This window comes from Burkholderia sp. AW33-5, from assembly GCF_053427615.1.
On record NZ_JBSAXA010000055.1, the window covers coordinates 1 to 4,635 of the forward strand.

The 4,635-nt window shown below is 58.1% G+C and carries 4 protein-coding genes and 1 pseudogene; all 5 read left to right on the plus strand.

Annotated features, from left to right (window positions below; translation table 11 throughout):
• Positions 1-127: 127 nt before the first annotated feature.
• Positions 128-547 (plus strand): annotated as a pseudogene (locus tag ACV22V_RS32110) (integrase core domain-containing protein); the annotation flags it as partial.
• 230 nt (positions 548-777) lie between these two features.
• Positions 778-1,560, plus strand: coding sequence for a hypothetical protein (locus ACV22V_RS32115; RefSeq protein WP_448016741.1), 783 nt, complete (start codon positions 778-780; stop codon positions 1,558-1,560).
• 286 nt (positions 1,561-1,846) lie between these two features.
• Positions 1,847-3,670, plus strand: a complete 1,824-nt coding sequence (locus tag ACV22V_RS32120) for a type III effector HrpK domain-containing protein (RefSeq protein ID WP_448016743.1) — start codon at positions 1,847-1,849, stop codon at positions 3,668-3,670.
• 25 nt (positions 3,671-3,695) lie between these two features.
• A complete protein-coding gene (locus ACV22V_RS32125) occupies positions 3,696-4,220 on the plus strand; it encodes a GNAT family N-acetyltransferase (RefSeq protein ID WP_448016745.1) in 525 nt (174 codons plus the stop codon).
• Positions 4,221-4,479: 259 nt separating this feature from the next.
• A partial coding sequence (locus ACV22V_RS32130) for an FAD-dependent oxidoreductase (RefSeq protein ID WP_448016747.1) occupies positions 4,480-4,635 on the plus strand: 156 nt, incomplete at its 3' end.

The following is a 4,635-nucleotide window of genomic DNA, read 5'->3' on the forward strand; positions in this document are numbered from 1 at the left end:
ACCTCGCCGCACGCTTCTCGACATGGCGTGAATTCACCGAAGTCACCCAAAATCCGTCTGCAGCATGACGCATGCAGGCCGCTCTTACTCCCCTTGCGAACAAACTCCGCCAACGTGACAGAGCCCCCGCGAGTGCCTGGCGATCGAGGTCGGCGCCAGCCTGCGGTCGCAGGACGTGATCTTGACGCTATCACGACTCATGCGGCTGTACGGCAAGCCCGCGTTTGTTCGGTCGGACAACGGCGCCGAATTTACCGCAGCCAAGGTCATGCGCTGGCTACGAGACGCTGCAATCGGTCCGGCCTTTATCGCGCCTGGCAGTCCGTGGCAAAACGGATTCGTCGAAAGCTTCAACGGCAAACTGCGAGACGAATTGCTAAACCGCGAATGGTTCCGCAGCCGCGCCGAGGTCAAGGTCCTCATCGAACGCTGGCGGCAGTTCTACAACGAGCGCCGGCCCCATAGCGCACATCGCTATCAAACTCCTGCCACGGTCCGTCGAGCCTGGCTGGATTCCGATAATATCGACGCGAGATTCACTGCCTGATTGGCTACAAAATTCCGCCTCAGATCAATTGCGTCTCCGGTCGGGTTGTGTTCACGCCACCTTCGATACGTGAGGCGGATGATCTGCCTTCCATTCGTGTTTCGATGATGCGTTTCGGGTTGGCGGGTTCGACAACGCCGCAGCCTGACTAATATTGGTCTCAGTCGTACGCGCGGCATCGCAGTTTGGGCAGTTTAACGATAGATGCATTGACTTTGACGGAGGCGGAAATGAGCGTAGGCATGGTAAATCGCAATTGCGTGGTTATCGAAATGGGCGCCCAGACGGGCGGTGCGAATGCGCAATCGCAGCTCGCCGATCTGGATCGGCAGATCGGTGCGCTTGTCGCGCAGCAGTTGCAGAAGCGAGAGGGCGCCGCCGGAGGAGTCGGTGAGCGGATGACTGCGCAGTCGGCTGCGGGCGCGCTCGCCAGTTACATGAGCCAGAACGGGGTCAGCACGGTCGATCCGGACAAGCTGTATCAACTCGCGATGAATCCGCCTTCGGGGACGCCTAAGGACGTGTCGATGGCCGCAAAGTTCATGCTCGACAATCCGGATACGTTCAAGCAAATCGAAACGCATGACGCTCCGGCTGCCGACGGAATCTCGGGGGTCGCCAATTTTCAATGGGCAGCGCAGGGTGGGCTCGATGCGTCAGCGGCTGGTGACGCGAAACCGGCAACTATGGCGCTTGCGTCTGGTACTCCGATGCTTGGCATGGCGTCTGAAATTGCTTCTGCGGTTGCTCACGCTCAAGCGGGTGTTAGCGGGTCCGCGTCTGCTGGCCTGAACGCGAGTGCCGATGTGAAAACGGAAGCTGGCGCGAAATTGGAAGCTAGAGTGCAGCCGGACGATTTGAAGGATGCTGGCTGGAAAGGCACTATCGATGACATGTATCTTGCCACTGCGGAGGCGGCGAGAGCGCAAATGGCTGCCAGCACGCAGGCGGCTCCTGGTGCAGCGGCTCCTGGCTCTGCGAATTGGGACTCGGACGACGGCGACGACGTATAACCGGGTGGTATTCGCGTGAAGTAGGGTGTGGGTGTACGCCTGTGTATAGTGCAGGGGTTCGTCGACGCGTCGCTTGGCAATGACACAGGTCCGGCGCCGTCACGAGCCGCATTTCAGCTCGGCATGTGGCGCGCCGGCGTCCCGGTCTGCGCTCCATGAGATCGCATGGGGTGCTCGACCGGACCCGCGCACGGGACCGTGGCAAACCGGAAAGCGAAGCGTGCACTAGTGGGTGACCTCCATTCAGGTGCGAGCTTCCAAAAATATATAAGGATATCTATATTTAATGGCTATCTCATCGACTTCTTTGACGAGCTGGAAAACCGTCGATTTGACCGGCTGCGAAAACGTATCCGGTCCGGCAGCTGCGGCGCTGCAGAGCGTCGAAGCCCAACTTCATCAACTGATGGCGCGTCAGTTGCAGGGTGGTGTTACGACGACACAGCGACAGAGCATCGATTCCGGTTCGGCGCAATATGCTCCACTCGACGACTACACCCAGATGTACGATCAGGCGGACCAGGAACGGTGGTCCAAACTTGCTGCGCTGGGTCAGGGCGTGTCGCTCGAGCGTCCGCTGGCCGCAATGCAAATTCTGGCCGGAGAACGAAAGCCATCTGCGGCGCAGACCGCGGCTGCGATGCAGTTTGTCAACGAAAATCCGACGCTGAAGACTGCGATGCAGAACACCGGTGCGCTCAAGTCGGATGGCACTGTCGACCGGGACAAGATTGAAGATCTGCTGAAGGACCTCGAGAAGAATCTCGCTCAAGCGGACGATGACGTGGAGTCGTATCAAAATGAACATCCGGACGCCGGTGAGGCTGCGCTCAATACGGTTCGTTCGGCCGCATTAATCGAAGCCTACGAGCCGATGATCGGCCGGTCGGCGGGACATCAGTCGGGAGGAAAGAACGCGGGACATCAGTCGACAGGAAAGAATAACAGCTATTCCACCGGTGGCAAGAACAACGGAGGTGGCCTGACGACGAAGCAGCAAGTTGATGATGTGAAGAATAATAAGGGTTTCAGTTCGGCGATGAGAAGCGCCGCGTCAGCGTGGTCGACGACCGGAGCATTCGATGGCCTTAATCGTTCCGGCGACGACAAGGCGACCGAAAAGACCGACAACATGTTTTCGGCCAATAACCTGCATCACTTCATCACTAAGGACGCACCGACCAGCAATGCGAGCGAGCATGCATTCCTGGAAAAAGCGAGCCTCGAGAACATTACCGCCGGCACCGACATCAGCAAACTCAATCAGGACATCTTCGCCAATCCGCAGAACTATTCACCGCAGCAGAAATCTGCGGTGATGGTCAAGCTGATGGAGACGCTGGTCGACGTGAAAGCGGGTGGCACTGACAAGCTGCGCGATGTGACTGCAACAGTGTCTGCCCTGAAGCAGGACATTTCGACGCTGGCGAATGATCCCGAAACGAATGCCTATTTGAACCAGACGGTGTCGCCGGCGATGAAGAATCTCTACGGGGCGTTCGCGCAGGCTGGCGGCGTCGCGGAAGATCTGGGCGGGGAGGGCGACAGCGGCGGTGTGAACAGCACGAACCAGGCCTCCGCTCGTCAAGTCGCAAACCAAGTGGAAGACTCGCTCGACACCGCGGAGAAGGTCGCAAAGAAACTGGGTAAGTTGGGGAATGAGGGGGGCGCAGAGGCGACGGACGTTACGGAGAGTGTCACCGATGGTGCGGAAGCTGCGACAGACAGCGCAGTGGAAGGTACCGTGGAGGGTATGGGAGACGCTGCAACCAGCGTGGTCGACGGAGCGGAAGGCGCGGTAGCGGGCGTTACAGAAGGATTCGAAGGTGCCGTGGCCGGAGCGGAAGGCGTGGAAGGTGCCGTGGCCGGTGCCGAGGGCGCGGTAGTCGGCGCAGAGGCCGGCGCCGGCGTGGCTGAAGGCGTGCTCGGTGCTGTGGCGGGAGGGATGGCTGCGGCTGCTCCGGTGCTCGCGGTCGGTGCCGCGATTGCGGGCATCGCGGGCATCATCATTGCGATCGTGGAAGCGGTGAAGAAGGCGCAGAATCAGAAGGCATTCGCCGAGAACGTCAACCCCACTCTCAATCAATTCGGCATTCCGTTGCCGAAATGACGATGCAAGTCGGAGGGGCATTACGATGCGCCGAGTGCTGCTTGATCGCAGCGACGAAGTGATGCGTTTCGTTGCTGAAAGGACCGGAGAAAGTCACTACGACGACTATGCGACGGTTGGCTTGGAGAAGGATGGTTGCATTGCGGCTGGAGTGGTATTTCAAGGCCACAACGGGCCCAATGTGCTAATGCACTTCGCGCTTGAAGGATCGCGCCATCTGATAACCCCGGCATTCATCGGTGCGGTGTTTACCTATCCATTCAAGGTATTGCGCTGCAATCGAGTAACCGGCCTCGTGCGGACCGACAACCACGACGCGCAGCGGTTGGACGAACATCTCGGATTTGTGCGGGAGGGTGTGATGCGCGCTGCCGCGAGCGATGGTACGGATTTCATTCTGTATGGAATGCTGAGGGCCGAGTGCAGATTCTTGAGCGGCAGATATATCGAAGCACTGCGAATCGAGTTGGACAGAAGCACTAGTGAAACTCTCGATTTGGCTAGTTCTGAAAGAAGGGATCAGCCGAAAAAGAGGTGTGATCAGATGTAGAATTTTCTCGTTGATTGAGTTATGCGGATTGAAAAAGTCGAGATTCACGGGAATCCAGAAATCGCATAATTATCGATCGGTTGCCGTTAATCGAAGTCATCATCGCTGGCCTCAATTATTTTGTGGAAAATATAAAAAATACGATAACAAAACATACGCGTACGGAAATACGATAACGCAAATGATTCGGTAAACTTTATATTTAACGAGGCCGCAGGTGCGCCCGCCCTCGATCTGGTCCCTTTCATCTGGAGCAGCTATGCGAGTCGTCATTCTGGGCAGCGGTGTGATGGGCGTAGCAAGCGCGTATTACCTCGCGCGCGCCGGTCATGAAGTCACGGTGATCGACCGGGAAGCCGGCCCGGCGCTCGAGACGAGCTTCGCGAACGCAGGTCAGATCTCGCCCGGCTATGCT

Coding starts and splice junctions, on each gene's coding strand:
- ACV22V_RS32115 (WP_448016741.1), top strand. CDS start 778: ATGAGCGTAGGCATGGTAAATCGCAATTGCGTGGTTATCGAAATGGGC.
- ACV22V_RS32120 (WP_448016743.1), top strand. CDS start 1,847: ATGGCTATCTCATCGACTTCTTTGACGAGCTGGAAAACCGTCGATTTG.
- ACV22V_RS32125 (WP_448016745.1), top strand. CDS start 3,696: ATGCGCCGAGTGCTGCTTGATCGCAGCGACGAAGTGATGCGTTTCGTT.